Origin of the sequence: Bradyrhizobium sp. 613_E4_N2_2 (assembly GCF_052075995.1) — a bacterium.
Taxonomy (GTDB): Bacteria; Pseudomonadota; Alphaproteobacteria; order Rhizobiales; family Xanthobacteraceae; genus Bradyrhizobium; species Bradyrhizobium barranii.
This window is the reverse complement of the sequence record NZ_CP197234.1, coordinates 6,484,178-6,498,316: the sequence shown is the minus strand read 5'-3', so window position 1 is coordinate 6,498,316 and position 14,139 is coordinate 6,484,178. Positions and strand designations below refer to the sequence as shown.

The window sequence follows — 14,139 nt, the reverse complement described above, 5'->3', positions numbered from 1 at the left end:
GAGATCGTCTTTCATGGCGACCGCCGCTCCGGCGTGAAAAAAACCGCGGCGGATTTCGACTGAGGAGCGTTAGGGGCGGTGAGTTGCCTGGCGCGCTTCGACCACCTCGCCATCTTCCTTCGTGAACCGGCCGACCGGATTGTCGAGGAGATCGACGACGGCTTCGGAAGGGCGGCACAAGCGCGTGCCCTTCGAGGTCACGACGATCGGGCGGTTGATGAGAATGGGATGCGCGAGCATCTGGTCGATCAACTGGTCGTCGGTCCATTTGGGGTCGGCGAGGCCGAGTTCCTTGTACGGCGTGCCCTTCTCGCGCAGCAATGCGCGAACCGGAATGCCCATCGCTGCAATCAGCTGCTTGAGCGTCTCGCGCGATGGCGGGGTCTTGAGATATTCGATGACAGTGGGCTCCGCGCCGCTCTGCCGGATCATCGCCAGCGTGTTGCGCGAGGTGCCGCAATCGGGGTTGTGGTAGATCGTAACGTTCATCGGGTCGTCTCCGCAATTGGGACAGGGCCGCGCGACTTCGACTGTCCGAGCAGCCAGTTCATCAACAGCATGCCGGCGAATGCTCCGCAGAGCTCCGCAAGGATGAATCCGGGCAGGTCGGTCGGACGAATGCCCGAGAACGTGTTCGTCAGCGACCGCGCGATGGCCACCGCCGGATTTGCAAACGACGTGGAGGCCGTGAACCAATAGGCTGCCGTGATGTAGAGGCCCACCAGCCAGGGAACCGCGGTCCGCTGAAATCGGATGCCGGCCAGGATCGTCGCGACCAGACCGAAGGCGGCGACCGCTTCGGCGAACCATTGCGGCCCGCCCGTTCGAACCTTCGTCGAGAGATCGAGCAGGGGAAGTCCGAACATCAGATGCGCGGCCATCGTTCCCGCGATGCCGCCGGCGATCTGCGCGACCGCGTAGAGCACGGCTTCGTTGACCGGAAGCTCGCGCTTGCCGGCGAAGACGAGGGTCACCGCGGGATTGAAATGCGCGCCGGAGATCGGACCGAGCACGGTGATCAGGACAACCAGAATGGCTCCGGTCGGCAGGGTATTGCACAGAAGCGCCAGCGCCACGTCCTTGGTCAGCGTCTCGGCCATGATGCCGGAGCCGACGACGGTGGCGACGAGAATGCCGGTGCCGAGCGCTTCGGCTGCGAGGCGCCGTGGAAGATCGAAATTGTCCATCAGCCGGCCTTCGGCGTTGAATGTGTTGCGCCCTGGGAGCGTCCGATCTCGCGCAGCTTGGTGCCGAGGGAGAGCTTGTCGATGCTCCTGAGCGGCAGGCTCACAAAGGTGTCGATCCGATTCTTGAGGTAGCGGAATGCGGTGACGAACGCTGCCTGTTTCTCCAGATCGGTACCTTCGGCTGCGGCGGGGTCCTCGATACCCCAATGTGCGGTCATCGGCTGTCCCGGCCAGATGGGGCAGGATTCACCGGCCGCATCGTCACAAACGGTGAAGACGAAATCCATCACCGGCGCATCGGAAGCGGCGAACTCCAGCCAGCTCTTCGAGCGCATTCCGTCGGCGGGGTAGTCCATGCTTTCCAGCGTGCGCAGCGCGAGCGGGTGGACCGTCCCTTTCGGGGTGCTGCCGGCGGAGAAGGACTGAAAGCGGGCGGCTCCGTCCTTGCGAAGGATCGACTCGGCGAGGACCGAGCGCGCCGAATTGCCGGTGCACAGGAACAAAACATTGTACATCTGGTCAGGCACGGCTTCGCTCCTTTCGCTTTGGCGAGCAGCAGGCTTGAAGGCTCTCGACGACCGGTTCGCAAACCTCGGGCCGGCCGCCGCAGCAATCCCGAAGCAGGAAAACCGCGACGTCCCTGAACTCCGCAAGGTTGGCGCGATAGACGATCGAACGGCTGTGTCGCTCGGAGGTGACGAGGCGGGCACGCGTCAGGATCGAGAGATGAGCCGAAAGCGTATTCGGGGGGACTTCCAGCAGACGTGCGAGGTCGCCGGCCGCAAGGCCATCGGGCTCGTGTCGGACCAGCGTCCGGAAGGCCTCCAGACGGGTCGATTGTGACAGGGCAGCGAGCGCGAGGACTGCTTCTTCAGTTTCCATATATCCAGATTTATAGAAATGATGATAAAGCGTCAATTGAATTTCCGAACTGGGCGCGTTTAGAATGCATCCTGTCTTGCGATCGAGGAAAGCCGGCAATGCAAACCCAATCGGTCATTACGTGTCCGGTCTGTCATCACGCGTCAGCCGAAACCATGCCGACCGACGCCTGTCAGTTCTTCTACGATTGCAAGGGATGCGGGACCCGGCTCAAGCCGACGAGCGGCGATTGCTGCGTCTTCTGTTCGTACGGATCGGTCCCTTGTCCGCCGATCCAGCAGAACGGAAAGTGCTGCTGAAGCCGCCCCGCCGGGGGGCGGTCTCTCCCATATTTCCAATATTCTAGAAATATGGTTGACGGCGAGGGCGGATCGGCGCATCTTATGGTCATGAAGATCGACGACGCAGCAGCACGCTTGGAAGCCCTGGGTAACCGGACACGGCTTCAGATCTATCGGGCCCTGGTCCGCGCTGGCCGATCGGGCATGCCCGTCGGCCGCTTGCAGGACAAGCTGAAGATCCCGGCATCGACGCTATCTCATCACATCAAGTCTCTGGTTGCGGTCGGGCTGATTAGTCAGGTCCGCGAATCCACGACCCTGGTCTGCCACGCGAACTACGACGGGATGCGGGGCCTGGTGGATTTCCTGGTGTCGGAGTGCTGTGCGGACGAAACCGAATGCAAGGATGCCAAGACGGCGGCCTGATTTTTTTGTGCCGAATTATTCGATGATTCTAGAACAATCGGAGTAGCGAAATGAGCGGCGGAAAGACAGTTGCCATTATCGGGGCAGGACCGGTCGGCCTGGCTGCGGCCGCGCACGTGCTCGAGCGCGGCATGTCTCCCATTGTGCTCGAGGCCGGACCCGAAGCCGGACACGCCGTCCGCCAGTGGCAGCAGGTCCAGCTCTTCTCGCCGTGGGAGTACAATGTCGACAAGGCCGCCGCGCGCTTGCTTGCACCGACGGGATGGAATTCGCCGGACCCGCAATCCTATCCGACCGGCGGCGAACTGCTCGATCGATACCTGACGCCGCTTGCGACGCGAACGTCGCTGCGCGATGTGATCCGGACCTCCAGCCGCGTCTCGGCCATCAGCCGCGTCGGCTTCGACAAGGCGAAGACCAGGGGGCGCGAGCAGGCGCCTTTTGAAATCCGCTACCAGAACGGCAGGGGGCCCGAGGTTCTGCGTGCAGATGCCGTGATCGATACCTCAGGCACATGGTTCTCCCCCAATCCGGCCGGCCGCAATGGCTTGCCGGCGATCGGCGAGCCCGAATACGGCGACCGTGTCGCCTATGGCATGCCGGATGTCCGGGGTGTCGCTCGTTCCAGATATGCTGGCAAGACCGTTGCTGTCTTGGGCGCGGGCCACTCCGCGGTTGGTACTCTCATTGATCTCGTGTATCTCGCCGGCGAAGTGCCGGGTACGCAGCCTGTCTGGCTGTTGCGCGGCGCCGATCCCGCGAAGGCTTTTGGCGGCGGCCGTAACGATAAACTCGCGGCACGCGGCGAACTCGGCAGTGCCTTCGCCGCACTTGTGGCCTCCGGGAAGATCAAGGTCGAAACCGAATTCGGCGTCACGCACCTCTCGGACTCCGAAGGTCGCCTCAAGATCGCGGCAGGGTCCTGTTGCGGTGGGCGAAGCGTGGTCGTGGACGAACTGATCGTGTCGACGGGTTTCCGTCCAGACTTCTCCTTTCTGTCTGAACTGCGTCTGCGGCTCGATCCCGCCATCGAGGCACCGGTCGCTCTGGCGCCGCTGATCGATCCCAACGAGCATAGCTGCGGGACGGTGCGTCCACACGGCGCGCGCGAGCTCGCGCATGATGAAGCGGGCTTCTTCATGGCTGGCATGAAGTCCTACGGCCGCGCTCCGACCTTCCTGATGATGACGGGTTATGAGCAGGTTCGCTCGATTGCGGCCGATCTCGCTGGCGACAAGGAGGCGGCGGCGAGGGTGGAGCTTGTGCTGCCGGAGACCGGCGTCTGCACACGTGGCGGTGTCGAGGCCGCCGGGACCGCATCGGGATGTTGCGGCGGGCCGGCGAAGGAGGATTTGTCCGCCTGCTGTTCTGCCGACGAAACAGCCAAGAAGGCCGGCGGTTCGGGGTGTGGTTGTTCATGAAGCGAGTTCTCGCGGGCCAAGCCCGAGGCCCGCTCGGCGTCGTCGCCGCGCTCGGCACCGCGCAAACGGTTGCATGGGCGTCGAGCTATTATCTCCCGGCCATCCTGGCTGCGCCGATTGCGCGCGATCTCGGTCTCGCGCCGACTTACGTGTTCGGCGCGCTGTCGGGAGCGCTCGTCATCTCTGGCCTGCTCGGCCCGCGCGTGGGGCATGCCATCGATACGTTTGGCGGGCGCAGCCTGCTCGCAATCTCGAACCTCGTGTTTGTGGCAGGCTTGCTCCTGCTGTCCGTGGCCCATGGCATGGCGGTGCTGATTGCGGCCTGGGCGCTGCTGGGGATCGGCATGGGGATGGGCCTCTATGAGGCGGCCTTTGCGACGCTTGCGCGCATCTACGGTACCAATGCACGACGAACCATCACCGGCATCACGCTGATCGCCGGTTTCGCCAGCACGCTCGGCTGGCCCCTCACGACCTGGCTCGCGTCGGAGTACGGCTGGCGCGTCGCCTGTCAGATATGGGCGGCGATCCATATCGCTGTTGCGTTGCCGCTCAATCTCTCGCTGCCGCGCGCCGTCCCATTGGACCAGCAGGCTCGACCGGGGCCGGGTGCAATCCAGCAATCCGGACGCCAGAGCGAGACCTTCGCGATGGTGCTGCTGGCTTACATGTTCGCGGCAGCTAGCTTCGTCAGTTCGGGCATCTCGGCCATTCTGCCGACCATGCTGGTTGCGTTCGGCGCGACACCGGCTCAGGCCCTGCTCGCGGGCGCGCTGGTCGGGCCTGCACAAGTCGGCGCGCGTCTGCTGGAAGCAGGATGGCTCGCCCGGTTTCACCCGCTGCTGTCGGCGAGGCTGGCCATGCTGATGAATCCGATCGGCGTCGTTGCGCTGGTGATGGGCGGACCCTTGCTCGCGTCGACCTTCACGGTGCTGTACGGAGCGGGCAACGGCATCATCACCATTGCCCGTGGGACGCTTCCATTGGCGCTGTTTGGGCCGGCCGGATTCGGCAAGCGGGTCGGCATGATCTCGCTGCCTTCTAGACTGACGGGTGCCGCCGCGCCGCTCGCACTGGGGCTGATGGTGGAGCACTTCGGCAGCAGTGCGCTGTGGATCAGCGCGCTCGTCTCGGTCTCGGCCTTCTTCGCTCTCTTGCTGCTTCGTACGGAGCGGGCAAACTCAGCGCCGCTTCAGGTGGGAGAACAAAATTCGTAAGCTCGGCGGCCGGTCTCTGATTGCGGTGATGTGCATAGGGCAGGTCGGCAACCTGTTGCCGCATGTGACGTTGTCCGCAAATCTGGCGCAGCACCTGATGCCTGAGTGGGGACTGTCGGCGGCCGAAGGCGGCTTGATGGCAAGCGGTTATGCATTCGGCTACATGCTCGCGGTGCCCGTGCTGACGACGTTGACCGACCGGATCGACGCGCGGATTGTCCTGCTCTGGGGCTCGATCGTCAGCGGGCTCGCGACCGCAGCGTTCGGAATCTTCGCGCAAGGGTTCTGGTCGGCGACCGCGATCTGGTCCCTTGCAGGACTTGGTTTTGCCGGCGCCTACATGCCGGGATTGAAGGCGCTGACGGACCGGCTTCCCGCCGGCGACACCTCGCGCGCCGTTACTCTCTATACGTCGAGCTTCTCCGTCGGCGTCGGCCTCTCGTTCCTGGTCGCGCAACTGATCGCCGACCGCTGGGGTTGGCGGATCGCCTTCCTCGTCACTGGCTTCGGCCCCGTCGCCATGGTCATCGCGTGCCTTCTGATGCGGGAGCAGCGGCCCGCGCCGAAGGCGGGGCGTCTGCTCAACTTCGCGCCCGTCTTCGCCAACCGCGAGGCGCTCGGTTACATCCTCGGCTACGGCGCGCACTGCTTCGAGCTTTACGGCATCCGCACCTGGCTGGTCGGGTTCTGGACGTTCGTCGTTGCGCACCAGGGCGCGCCGTCTTGGTTGAGTCCCGTCGTGCTGAGCTTCTGCTTCGCGGTGATCTCGATGCCCGCAAGCATCCTCGGCAACGAGGCCGCGCTGAAATTCGGCCGCCATCGGGCGATCACGGTCGTCATGATCGCATCGGCCTGTGTCGCACTTATCATCGGGCTCAGCGCGACGGCGCCGGCATGGGTGCTCGCACTGCTGCTGCTCGCCTATGGCCTGACCGTGCCCGCCGATTCAGGTGCGTTGACTGCCGGCATGTCTGCCGCTGCGATTTCCGAACATCGCGGCGCGACCCTGGCCTTGCATTCGACGGTCGGCTTCGGTCTGTCGGCGGTCGGAGCCTGGGGAACCGGCGCCGCGCTCGACGCCGCCGGCGGCCCACAGAGCGCGACCGGCCTGGCTGCTGGCGTTCGTCGTTCTTGCGGCCGGCATTGCGCTCGGTCCGTTCGCGCTGCTCTGGGCGCGGATGGATCGAACGCATCACGGCTGAGCCAGCTCTACTCGTGCCGCCATATCTCCACGGCTGAGATGACCAGGATCGCAGCCAATCCCGGCAAAAGAATCGAATTCGGGACAACGCCGAGCAGCAAGCCGCCGATGAATGTACCGACGATCGATCCGATCGCCATTGCAAGCATGAACTGCCAGTTGGCGCGGAGCACTGAAAAATTCTGATCGCGGCTATAGCGCGCGAAGCCCACCAGCATCGTCGGAAGGCTTACCGCGAGTGAGAGGCTGCCTGCCAGCTTGACGTCCGCGCCGAACAGCAGGATCAGGGTGGGGATCAGGAACTCTCCACCGGCAACGCCGAGCAACGACGCCACGATGCCAATCACGAAGCCTGCCGCTACGCCCGCGATAATCAGGTACATGCCAGTCAGCGCCGGGGCGGGTGCTGCCGCAGTGCTGTGTGCGAACAGAAGCACACCTGCGATCAGCAGCAACAAGACGGCTATGACCTTGTAGAGCGTTTCGGACTTGAGGCGCGTCGCCCAGGATGCTCCGGCATAGGCGCCAACAAGGCTGCCCGCCAGCAGATTCAGGATGACCGGCCAATGCGCATATATTTCGGCAAAGGGAACGGCGCGGGCACGAAATGGCAGCGCGCTGGCCACCACGATCAGGCTCGTCGCCTTGTTGAGGACCACGGCTTCAAGACCGCGAAACCTGAACAAGCTGATGAGTAGCGGCAGACGAAATTCGGCGCCCCCGAGGCCGATGAGGCCGCCCAAGGTACCGATGATTGCGCCCGAGCCGAACGCGGCGGAATTGTTTCGCATGGTCACGACGGAAAAAATGCGCTGGTGCGCGAAACTAGACTTGCCCGTAATCCGTCGTGGCGGGGAGCTTCACACCTGCTTACGGCAGGGCGTGGGGCTGAAGAACAGGCTAGTCTAGAATCTTGGGCGTTGCAAACTTACGTCCAATCGGCTTCGAGCGGCAGGAGACGATGACGATCCTTCGATCATGGCTCGCTTTGCTCCGACATGAAAAAAACCGCGACGGATTGCTCCGCGCGGGTGTTACGAACTTTAGATGCTGCCGGTATGCCGGTCTTTTGCTCGACGTGCCAAAGGTTCCAAACCGTCGGCGCAATCCTCGTGACGTGCCTCCGATGACTTCTGCATTCCCCGACTTAAGCAGGTTGACAGTTCGGCCATCCGGGTTTTAATTCGCCGCTACGGGGATGTGCGATCTCCCCGTGAGGCGACATGCCCAAGTATCGCGTCCTTAATCACCAAGGGCGCAGCATGTCAGCATCATACATCCCCATTTCTTCCGGCAGATTATCTAGACTGATCGGCACGGCGAATACGCCGGCGCTTATCGATGCGCGCATTGACGGGGACGTCTCAGCCGACCCCCGCCTGATACCCGGCGCCGGGCGACGCTCGCGCGACGTCCAGGATTGGGCCTCCCGCTTGATGGACCGATGCGATCGATCTCGGGGCGTGATTAGCCGCAGCTGCTTCAAGACCTAGGAGCACATCAATGAGAAACACACTCTTCGCGTTCATCGGTCTCGGCGCCTGCCTCCTTGGCTCGGTCTCGACGGCTCAAGCGCAGAACATCGACTGGCAGAAGGTTGACGAGACGCTGGGCCGCAAGCCCGCCGTTTCGGACGACGTCCACCGCTACGGCTTTCCCCGCAGCGATCTCTCCGTGACGCTGGACGGGGTGACGATCAAGCCGGCGCTGGCGCTCGGCGGCTGGGTTGCGTTCAAGCCTGGGCACGGCGGCGCCATGGTCATGGGCGACCTCGTGCTGCTCGAAACCGAGATCAATCCTGTGATGGCGAAGATGATCGCGAACGGCCTCGAGATCACGGCCATCCACAATCATCTGCTGCGCGCGAGTCCGGCGACGTTCTACATGCATGTTGCCGGGCACGGGGACCCGGTCAAGCTCGCCGCTGCGATCCACGATGCACTCGCCGAAAGCAAGACTCCATTGACCGTCGCAGCGCCGGCGAGCCCGCCGCCGGCCGTGGACCTCGACACCGCGAAGCTCGACCAGATTATCGGCAGCAAGGGACAGGCCAACGGAGGCGTCTACCAATTCAACGTGAAGCGACGTGATCCGATCACGCAAGACGGCATGCCATTGACCCCCGTCGCTCCAATGGGCGTTGCGATCGGTATCAACTTCCAGCCGACCGAGGGCGGGAAGGCGGCCATCACGGGCGACTTCGTACTGACGGGCAACGAGGTCAACCCTGTCATTCTGGCGCTGCGCGCGCACGGCATCGAGGTGACCGCGCTGCATAGCCACATGCTGGATGAGCAGCCGCGGCTTTTCTTCATGCACTTCTGGGCGAACGACGATGCTGTGAAGCTCGCCGAAGGCTTGCGCGCGGCCTTGGACAAGACTGCCAGCACGAAGAGTTGAGCCAAAGATCGAGGGAGGAGACGCCCGATGCGTTACGAACCCAAGCCGATGCCGTTCGATCCAAAGTCGATCAGCGGCATCTCCGAAAAGGTGCTCGTCAGCCACTACGAGAACAACTACGGCGGAGCCGTGAAGCGGCTCAACGCGATTGGCGCTCAGCTCGCAGAGCTCGATTTCGCCAAGGCGCCGAACTTTCTCATCAACGGCCTGAAGCGCGAGGAGTTGATCGCAACGAACTCGATGATCCTGCACGAGATCTACTTCGACGGTCTTGGTGGATCCGAGAGGCCGAGCGGCGCTCTCGCCGATGCGATTGCGCGCGACTTTGGCAGCATCGAGCGCTGGCGTACGGAATTCGCAGCCATGGGCAAGGCCGAAGGCGGCGGCTCGGGGTGGGTGATCCTTGCCTATTCACCCCGTGACGGGTGGCTCATCAATCAATGGGCCGCAGATCATACCACAACGCTCGCCGGCGGTCGGCCGGTGCTGGTGCTCGACATGTATGAGCACGCCTATCACATGGATTTCGGCGCTGCCGCCGCCCGCTATGTCGACGTCTACATGGAGGCCATTCGCTGGGAGAACGCCGCCAAATTGTACGATCGATACGCCGGGGAATCCTGAAAGAGGCGGGAGGGGGATAGGACGCCGAGGTATTGCCAAACGAGCGATCGACTGCGGGGACCCGCGACCTCCCCATCAGATGGATATCCATCCAAGTGCTCGCCTGCATTGTTCTTGGGGAGACGAGCTATGGAAGGACCTGTCTTCGCTCTCTTCGCTCTTGCCGCGCTCGCTGGCGGCTTCGTCAGCGGCTTTTCCGGATTCGCCATGGGCCTCGTGGTGTCGGGCGTATGGCTGCACATCATCACGCCGATGCAGACCGCTACCTTGATCGCGGGCTACGGCTTGCTCACGCAGGGCTACGGCATCTTCAAGCTGCGACGTCTCCTCGACCTTCGGAAGGCTTGGCCGCTCGCGCTCGGAACTGTCATCGGCATCCCGATCGGCGTCAGCATTCTCGCTTACCTGAACCCCAGCTACCTCCGATTTGGTGTGGGGGTCCTGCTGGTGCTCTACGCAATCTACGGCCTGACGAAGCCCGTATTCGCTCCGGTAAAGATCGGAGTCGGGGCCGATATCGCCATTGGCGTCTCCAACGGCTTGCTTGGCGGCCTGACAGGGCTCGGCGGCGTCATCTCGACGATTTCCTGCCAATGGCGTGGCTGGCCCAAGGACGTGCAGCGCGCGGTATTTCAGCCGGTGTTGTTCGTGGCGTTCGTTGTCATCTCGAGCTCTCAGGCCGTAGCCGGTACCATTACCAGGGAGACGCTGGTGCTCTATGCGCTCGGCGTTCCCTTCATGGTCGCCGGCCTTTGGTCCGGTTTCAAATTGTTCGGCAAGATCAACGATGAGAACTTCCGCAGGACCGTGCTGGCGCTTCTGCTGCTCGCGGGATTGTCGCTGATCGCATCGGTGCTGTCGTTCGGACTGCGTTGATATCAGCCGAATCCCCGGCGGCTTACCACCTCGGACTATTCTCCGCGGACGAGAAAATCGCCGGAAAGAGGCCTTATCGCCGCCTCGCTGCCTTTGGTGTTCCGGTGACGGATTTAAGCAGGCGCAGGTCGCTCGACGCCTCCGCGAGCAGCCAGTCACGAAATGTCGCAATCTTCGGAAGTGACGCGGTCGCCTTGGGGCAGACGATCCAATAGCTCTTCGACAATGGCACCGACTCCGGGAAGGGCAGCGCCAGCCGTCCATTGATCAGGTCCCAGGCGCCTAATGTCGTGCGGGCCAGGGCGATGCCCTGGCCGTTGATTGCGGCATCGATGACCATGCTGGCGCGATTGAGCACCGGACCATGCGTGACATCGGCGTCGTCAATGCCGACGCCACGTAGCCAATCTGCCCAGTCGGATCTGCTGTCGAGGTGGATCAGGGGAAATCTCAGGATATCCGCGACCCCGCCGATGCGGCGGCGTCCCGACAGCAGCTTGGGACTGCATACGGCGAAGAGCCGTTCCGTGCAGAGCCTTGTGGCATCGAGGCCCGGCCAGTTTCCATCGCCATGGCGGACCGCAAGATCGACCTCCTCACGCGCAAAATCGACGTGATGCATCGTTGCCGAGACGCGGAGATCGATTCCCGAATGCGCTTCCGCGAAATGGCCGAGGCGATGCACCAGCCATTTGGCGGCAAAATCCGGGGACGTGCTGACCGTGAGCACGCCTGCGTTCTGTCGCTGCAACAGCCGCTCCGTTCCGGTGGCAATTCGATCCAGCGCATCGCGTATCACCGCGAGATAGTCGCGGCCCGCTTCCGTGATGATCAGGCGCTGGCGCTCGCGGCTGAACAGCTTGATGGCGAGCTCCGTTTCCAACGCCTTGACCTGATGGCTCACCGCACCTTGCGTGACGCACAGCTCTTCGGCGGCCCGCGTGAAGCTCTCGTGGCGGGCTGCGGCTTCGAAGGCCTTTAGTGCGTTCAGCGGTGGCAAACGCGGGCGCATGACGCACCTTCCTGAGGGACTTCATGAGAAAAATTGGGGCTGGCCCGAGAAACGATGCTTTGCGGACTTTGCCCTGCCGGCCCTATGCAGGCGGCCACGACACGAAATCATGGGATTTGGAGGCAATAAATGTCAATACCTATTGCCGATCGCGGTTTTCCGGCGCGAGTTCGACGCAGCGCGACGGCTGCGGATCATAAGCAAAATTCATGGCAGGCGTTGATCGGCGGATGGCTTGCCCGCATCGAGCGGGTAAATCAGCGCGACGATCTTCGCGCGATTGCCGACAATCCCCATCTCCTTGCCGATCTCGGGCTCACTCGGGAAGAGGCCTTGGAGCAAGCGAACAAGCCGTTCTGGCGCTGATCGAGCCCGATCGACGGCAAGCGAACCGGGAGGAGAAAAGATGTCCGAGACCATCGTTTACGGCTTTCCCCGCAGCACGTTCGTCAACATCGTGCGGCTCGTCCTCACCCACAAGGACGTGGCCTACCGCTTCGAGGACCTCGAGCCCGTGATGGGCAGGAGCGAGCATCTCGCGCTCCATCCGTTCAACCGCGTTCCGATCTTCCGGCACGGCGACTTCACCGTCTACGAGACGCGCGCCATCGTCGGCTACATCGACGAGGTGTTCGCGGGAGCACGGCTGACGCCGCAGAACCCGCACGCGCGGGCTCGCATGAATCAATGGATCGGTGTCGTCGATTCCTACGTCTATCCCTACATGATCTACCATGTGACCCACGAGCGGCTGGTGTTTCCCGAGCTCGGGATTGCATCCGACGAGAAGGTGGTGGCGCACGCACTGCCGAAGGTCGAGAACGCACTCGTGGCCATCGAGCGCGAGCTCGCCGATGGTCGGGACTACCTCCTCGGTCCAGAACTCTCGATCGCGGATTTCTACCTGTTGCCAAGCACCTTTGCGTTCAGCCTGACGGAGGAAGGCAAGGCCATGTACCCGAAATATCCGGCGTTCTGTCTATGGCGGGAGCGCATGGAGAGCCTGCCGACGACGCAGAAGCTGCGCGCGATCCTGCCGCCGCGCGCGCCCATTGCGCATGCCCGCGAGTGGGCGCACTCGCACCGCCCGAGATATTGAGCTAGGTGGACTGACACTGGGGGCAGGGACTTTCCGCCAGGTACCCGACGCAGTGGATTGCGTTTTCGAGCGGCGGGGGACGACGGTGATCCTTAGATCACGGCAACCTGTGCTACGACATGAAAAAAACGCGGCGGATTGCTCCGCCGCGGGTGTTACGAACTTTCGATGTTGCCATCATGCCAGTGTTTTGCCCGACGTGTCAAAGGCGGCCAAAATGGTCTCGCCGCTGAGGTCGCGCTGCTGCTGATCGGTCGTTCAGATTAGCTAACAGTTTCAACGCCCCCGCTACTGTGCATGGGGTTGTTTTTCAGTTCTTGTTTTGAGGGCGCCGAAATGGCCGCGTTTCAGCGCCGCCCGCGCGGCGCTTCCGCCTTGGCCGGCGCTTCTGTCTGCGGCGCGCAGGTCGCAGCCTGAAGCGAGTTTTGCGCCTGCTGCATCAGGCCGGGCTCGGCGGCGAGCGCCTTCATCACGATCAGGCCGGTGGTAGCAGGGGAATCGATGATCAGGCGGTCGGCCGCGGTGATCTCTTCGTCCTCGGGCAGCTCGTTATGCTGCGGCTCGGTCATGAGGTCGAGCTCGATCACCTTCTTGCCGGCGGAGCGGTCGTTGATGGCGTAATAGGCGATCTCGTTGCGGGTGTAGAACGACACCGAGGTGTAGGCCTGGCTCACCGGCACCGTAAGCTTGAGCGGCCCGCCGGTGAGATCATAGCGGCAGATCGCGATCGCGAAGGCCGGGTCCATGAACGGCATCGGCGAATTGTTGGGATCGGCGAGGGGAAGCTGCGTCACGGCGTTGAGCTTCGTCATCGGCGTCAGCCGCGAATAGGCGTCCTGTGTCGCGATCCGCGGCAGCGCCAGCACGCTGACGAGATGGACCACGAGGCCCAGCACCACGCCCGCGACGATGGTGAACATCAGGCGGATCATGAGCAGCCCACCGTCTTGATCGTGGGCATCGGCGCATCGCGCTGGGTGCGCGTCGCAACGCCGACAGGGGTGTCGTAGAGGCGCAGCATCAGCGCGTAACGCTCGATGCCGCCGGTCGGCAGCCAGTTGCCGGCGCGCGAGCGCGAGGCGATGCGGATCTCGAACGTCCCGTCGGACTGCCGCACGATCTCCTGGCTGGTGAAGCCATAGCGCTGCAGCGAATTGGCGACGAGGTGGCCCTTGCGGTCGTACAGCGTCAGCGTCCAGAACCGCGCCGGCGGCGTCACGCCGGAGACGACGACGTCGCAGCGGCCGTCGAGCGCCTTCTTCTTCTCGTCGGCGGTCGCCGTGAAGGCGACGCCGTCACCGGTGCCGATCGGCAGCTCGCCATTGCGCACGATGGTGGCGCGCGAATAGGGATCGACGTCGGCGGTGCCGGTGCGCGGGCGGGCGGTCCAGGGGCCGATGGTCAGCGCGCCGATCTCGGTGCCGCGCGTCGTCGTCATCCAGGTCGCGCCGACGCCGACCACGCTCGCGAGCAGAAGGGCCGTCAATGTGATCAGGATCAGCCGCACGGGTTT

The 14,139-nt window shown here is 63.4% G+C and carries 17 protein-coding genes and 1 pseudogene; 9 read left to right on the top strand and 9 right to left on the bottom strand.

Features of this window, described 5'->3' with window-relative positions:
* Window positions 1-69: 69 nt before the first annotated feature.
* The 4 genes from arsC to AB7290_RS30895 are packed head-to-tail and all read right to left on the bottom strand — an operon-like array spanning window position 70 to window position 2,069.
* Window positions 70-489, bottom strand: a complete 420-nt coding sequence (arsC, locus tag AB7290_RS30910) for an arsenate reductase (glutaredoxin) (RefSeq protein WP_071915639.1) — start codon at window positions 487-489, stop codon at window positions 70-72.
* Complete coding sequence (locus AB7290_RS30905; protein ID WP_085402720.1) at window positions 486-1,187, bottom strand: aquaporin; 702 nt, start codon at window positions 1,185-1,187, stop codon at window positions 486-488. The genes arsC and AB7290_RS30905 overlap by 4 nt, the downstream gene beginning before the upstream one ends.
* On the bottom strand, window positions 1,187-1,714 hold the full coding sequence (locus AB7290_RS30900; RefSeq protein ID WP_085402721.1) for an arsenate reductase ArsC: 528 nt from the start codon (window positions 1,712-1,714) through the stop codon (window positions 1,187-1,189). Before AB7290_RS30900 ends, AB7290_RS30905 begins: the two co-directional genes overlap by 1 nt.
* Window positions 1,707-2,069, bottom strand: coding sequence for an ArsR/SmtB family transcription factor (locus AB7290_RS30895; protein WP_063984569.1), 363 nt, complete (start codon window positions 2,067-2,069; stop codon window positions 1,707-1,709). Before AB7290_RS30895 ends, AB7290_RS30900 begins: the two co-directional genes overlap by 8 nt.
* 98 nt (window positions 2,070-2,167) lie before the next feature.
* Between AB7290_RS30895 and AB7290_RS30890 the strand changes: the two genes are divergently transcribed.
* From AB7290_RS30890 to AB7290_RS30870, 5 genes and pseudogenes are all read left to right on the top strand, one after another.
* Entirely contained in the window at window positions 2,168-2,368 is a 201-nt protein-coding gene (locus tag AB7290_RS30890; RefSeq protein WP_080586512.1) for a GDCCVxC domain-containing (seleno)protein, read from the top strand.
* 90 nt (window positions 2,369-2,458) lie between these two features.
* Window positions 2,459-2,776, top strand: coding sequence for an ArsR/SmtB family transcription factor (locus AB7290_RS30885; protein ID WP_085402786.1), 318 nt, complete (start codon window positions 2,459-2,461; stop codon window positions 2,774-2,776).
* Between the two features lie 50 nt (window positions 2,777-2,826).
* Window positions 2,827-4,197, top strand: a complete 1,371-nt coding sequence (locus tag AB7290_RS30880; RefSeq protein ID WP_085402722.1) for an NAD(P)-binding domain-containing protein — start codon at window positions 2,827-2,829, stop codon at window positions 4,195-4,197.
* Window positions 4,194-5,414: an MFS transporter gene (locus AB7290_RS30875; RefSeq protein ID WP_167768055.1), complete on the top strand. Its 1,221-nt coding sequence runs from the start codon at window positions 4,194-4,196 to the stop codon at window positions 5,412-5,414. Before AB7290_RS30880 ends, AB7290_RS30875 begins: the two co-directional genes overlap by 4 nt.
* 28 nt (window positions 5,415-5,442) lie before the next feature.
* Window positions 5,443-6,616 (top strand): annotated as a pseudogene (locus AB7290_RS30870) (MFS transporter).
* Between the two features lie 7 nt (window positions 6,617-6,623).
* Here AB7290_RS30870 and AB7290_RS30865 read toward each other — a convergent pair.
* The gene (locus AB7290_RS30865; RefSeq protein ID WP_049831723.1) at window positions 6,624-7,406 is read right to left on the bottom strand and encodes a sulfite exporter TauE/SafE family protein; all 783 of its coding nucleotides are present in this window, start codon (window positions 7,404-7,406) and stop codon (window positions 6,624-6,626) included.
* A gap of 712 nt (window positions 7,407-8,118) precedes the next feature.
* Between AB7290_RS30865 and AB7290_RS30860 the strand changes: the two genes are divergently transcribed.
* The 3 genes from AB7290_RS30860 to AB7290_RS30850 all read left to right on the top strand — a co-directional run bounded on the left by AB7290_RS30860 (window position 8,119) and on the right by AB7290_RS30850 (window position 10,515).
* Window positions 8,119-9,015 (top strand): DUF1259 domain-containing protein, encoded by an 897-nt coding sequence (locus AB7290_RS30860; RefSeq protein ID WP_085402723.1) that lies wholly within the window; start codon window positions 8,119-8,121, stop codon window positions 9,013-9,015.
* Window positions 9,016-9,042: 27 nt separating this feature from the next.
* A complete protein-coding gene (locus tag AB7290_RS30855) occupies window positions 9,043-9,639 on the top strand; it encodes a superoxide dismutase (protein ID WP_085402724.1) in 597 nt (198 codons plus the stop codon).
* Between the two features lie 129 nt (window positions 9,640-9,768).
* Window positions 9,769-10,515, top strand: a complete 747-nt coding sequence (locus tag AB7290_RS30850) for a sulfite exporter TauE/SafE family protein (RefSeq protein ID WP_085402725.1) — start codon at window positions 9,769-9,771, stop codon at window positions 10,513-10,515.
* Between the two features lie 73 nt (window positions 10,516-10,588).
* Here the strand turns inward: AB7290_RS30850 and AB7290_RS30845 are convergent, their stop codons facing one another.
* Both AB7290_RS30845 and AB7290_RS30840 read right to left on the bottom strand, forming a co-directional pair.
* Window positions 10,589-11,527, bottom strand: coding sequence for a transcriptional regulator GcvA (locus AB7290_RS30845; protein WP_085402726.1), 939 nt, complete (start codon window positions 11,525-11,527; stop codon window positions 10,589-10,591).
* Between the two features lie 207 nt (window positions 11,528-11,734).
* A complete protein-coding gene (locus tag AB7290_RS30840) occupies window positions 11,735-11,947 on the bottom strand; it encodes a hypothetical protein (RefSeq protein ID WP_161495875.1) in 213 nt (70 codons plus the stop codon).
* Between AB7290_RS30840 and AB7290_RS30835 the strand changes: the two genes are divergently transcribed.
* On the top strand, window positions 11,934-12,626 hold the full coding sequence (locus AB7290_RS30835; protein WP_085402727.1) for a glutathione S-transferase family protein: 693 nt from the start codon (window positions 11,934-11,936) through the stop codon (window positions 12,624-12,626). The two genes, AB7290_RS30840 and AB7290_RS30835, sit on opposite strands and share 14 nt — an antisense overlap.
* 347 nt (window positions 12,627-12,973) lie before the next feature.
* Here AB7290_RS30835 and AB7290_RS30830 read toward each other — a convergent pair whose 3' ends face one another.
* Together AB7290_RS30830 and AB7290_RS30825 are read right to left on the bottom strand one after the other, a co-directional pair.
* Complete coding sequence (locus AB7290_RS30830; RefSeq protein ID WP_063984559.1) at window positions 12,974-13,558, bottom strand: DUF1254 domain-containing protein; 585 nt, start codon at window positions 13,556-13,558, stop codon at window positions 12,974-12,976.
* Window positions 13,555-14,133 carry a DUF1214 domain-containing protein gene (locus AB7290_RS30825; RefSeq protein ID WP_028149914.1) on the bottom strand — a complete coding sequence of 193 codons (579 nt, stop codon included), beginning with the start codon at window positions 14,131-14,133 and terminating at the stop codon, window positions 13,555-13,557. The genes AB7290_RS30830 and AB7290_RS30825 overlap by 4 nt, the downstream gene beginning before the upstream one ends.
* Between the last annotated feature and the right edge of the window lie 6 nt (window positions 14,134-14,139).

Excerpts from the sequence above, each read along its gene's own strand:
- arsC (WP_071915639.1), bottom strand. The coding sequence starts at position 489 with ATGAACGTTACGATCTACCACAACCCCGATTGCGGCACCTCGCGCAAC.
- AB7290_RS30905 (WP_085402720.1), bottom strand. The coding sequence starts at position 1,187 with ATGGACAATTTCGATCTTCCACGGCGCCTCGCAGCCGAAGCGCTCGGC.
- AB7290_RS30895 (WP_063984569.1), bottom strand. The coding sequence starts at position 2,069 with ATGGAAACTGAAGAAGCAGTCCTCGCGCTCGCTGCCCTGTCACAATCG.
- AB7290_RS30890 (WP_080586512.1), top strand. The coding sequence starts at position 2,168 with ATGCAAACCCAATCGGTCATTACGTGTCCGGTCTGTCATCACGCGTCA.
- AB7290_RS30885 (WP_085402786.1), top strand. The coding sequence starts at position 2,459 with ATGAAGATCGACGACGCAGCAGCACGCTTGGAAGCCCTGGGTAACCGG.
- AB7290_RS30880 (WP_085402722.1), top strand. The coding sequence starts at position 2,827 with ATGAGCGGCGGAAAGACAGTTGCCATTATCGGGGCAGGACCGGTCGGC.
- AB7290_RS30875 (WP_167768055.1), top strand. The coding sequence starts at position 4,194 with ATGAAGCGAGTTCTCGCGGGCCAAGCCCGAGGCCCGCTCGGCGTCGTC.
- AB7290_RS30865 (WP_049831723.1), bottom strand. The coding sequence starts at position 7,406 with ATGCGAAACAATTCCGCCGCGTTCGGCTCGGGCGCAATCATCGGTACC.
- AB7290_RS30860 (WP_085402723.1), top strand. The coding sequence starts at position 8,119 with ATGAGAAACACACTCTTCGCGTTCATCGGTCTCGGCGCCTGCCTCCTT.
- AB7290_RS30855 (WP_085402724.1), top strand. The coding sequence starts at position 9,043 with ATGCGTTACGAACCCAAGCCGATGCCGTTCGATCCAAAGTCGATCAGC.
- AB7290_RS30850 (WP_085402725.1), top strand. The coding sequence starts at position 9,769 with ATGGAAGGACCTGTCTTCGCTCTCTTCGCTCTTGCCGCGCTCGCTGGC.
- AB7290_RS30845 (WP_085402726.1), bottom strand. The coding sequence starts at position 11,527 with ATGCGCCCGCGTTTGCCACCGCTGAACGCACTAAAGGCCTTCGAAGCC.
- AB7290_RS30835 (WP_085402727.1), top strand. The coding sequence starts at position 11,934 with ATGTCCGAGACCATCGTTTACGGCTTTCCCCGCAGCACGTTCGTCAAC.
- AB7290_RS30840 (WP_161495875.1), bottom strand. The coding sequence starts at position 11,947 with ATGGTCTCGGACATCTTTTCTCCTCCCGGTTCGCTTGCCGTCGATCGG.
- AB7290_RS30830 (WP_063984559.1), bottom strand. The coding sequence starts at position 13,558 with ATGATCCGCCTGATGTTCACCATCGTCGCGGGCGTGGTGCTGGGCCTC.